Here is a 1,306-nt window from a genome sequence, read left to right as displayed (position 1 = left end):
ATTATAAATTGATACACTGTTAGAGAAAAATAAATAATAGATTTTATATTAAAAATAAAAATTGTATATTTATGATATAATAATATTAAATTAATTAATAAAGGGTGGTTTTGTGAAGATAAATAGATTAAATAAAGTTTTGACAAAAATGCGAGAAAATGATATACATCAAATGTTAGTATCTGATCCTAATGCTATATTTTATCTAACAGGAAAAATGATATCACCAGGGGAAAGATTATTAGCACTATATCTTAATACTAATGGGAATCATAAGTTATTTATAAATGAATTATTCCCAGTACACGAAGATTTAGGTGTTGAAAAAGTATGGTTTGATGATACTAAAGATGCAGTTAAAATAATATCTGAGTACATAGAAAAAGGAAAAACTGTAGGAGTAGATAAAAATTGGCCAGCTAGATTTTTATTACACCTTATGGATTTAAATCCTGATAGTAAATATGTTAATTCATCATTTATAGTAGATACATTAAGAATGTGTAAAGATGAAGAAGAAAAGAATCTTATGAGAAATGCATCACATATAAATGATTTAGCAATGGACAAGCTTCAAAATTTATTAACTAAAGAACTAAGTGAAAAAGAAATGGCTCAAAGCTTAGCGAGTATATATGAAGAATTAGGTGCAGATGGTTTCTCATTTCCTCCAATAATAGCTTACGGAGAAAATGGAGCAGATCCTCATGCTCATTGTGGCAAAGCTAAACCAAAAGAAGGAGATTGTGTAATACTTGATATAGGTTGTGTAAAAGATAACTATTGTTCAGATATGACAAGAACGGTATTTTATAAGAAAGCACCTAAAAAAGCGCAAGAAATATTTAATATAGTACTTGAAGCTAATAAGAGAGCAATAGCTATGGTAAAACCTGGGACTAGATTCTGCGATATAGATAATGCAGCTAGACAGTATATAACTGAAAAAGGATATGGAAAATACTTCACTCATAGAACAGGGCATTCTATAGGAATTGAAACTCATGATATGGGAGATGTATCATCTATAAATACAGATACTTTAAAACCAGGAATGATATTTTCAGTAGAACCAGGCATATATTTACCAGGAGAGTTTGGGGTAAGAATAGAAGATTTAGTTTTAGTTACAGAAGATGGTCATGAAATACTTAATAAACATACTAAAGAATTAAATATAATAGGATAAATAAACTATAAACCTTGAGTAAATTAATTAAAAATTTACTTAAGGTTTTATTTAATTAATTAAATATGCTTGTGTTAAATAAAGTATATAATTTATATAAATTATAAGAAAATAAAA

At 26.8% G+C, this 1,306-nt stretch carries 1 protein-coding gene; it reads left to right on the top strand.

The features are described 5' to 3' along the window. The first annotated feature begins 112 nt into the window (after positions 1-112). A complete protein-coding gene (locus tag G3997_RS05580) occupies positions 113-1,189 on the top strand; it encodes a M24 family metallopeptidase (RefSeq protein WP_296644170.1) in 1,077 nt (358 codons plus the stop codon). Positions 1,190-1,306: the final 117 nt, after the last annotated feature.

The organism is Romboutsia sp. 13368, from assembly GCF_018336475.1.
Classification (GTDB): domain Bacteria; phylum Bacillota; class Clostridia; order Peptostreptococcales; family Peptostreptococcaceae; genus Romboutsia.
This window is presented reverse-complemented; position numbering and strand designations above follow the sequence as displayed.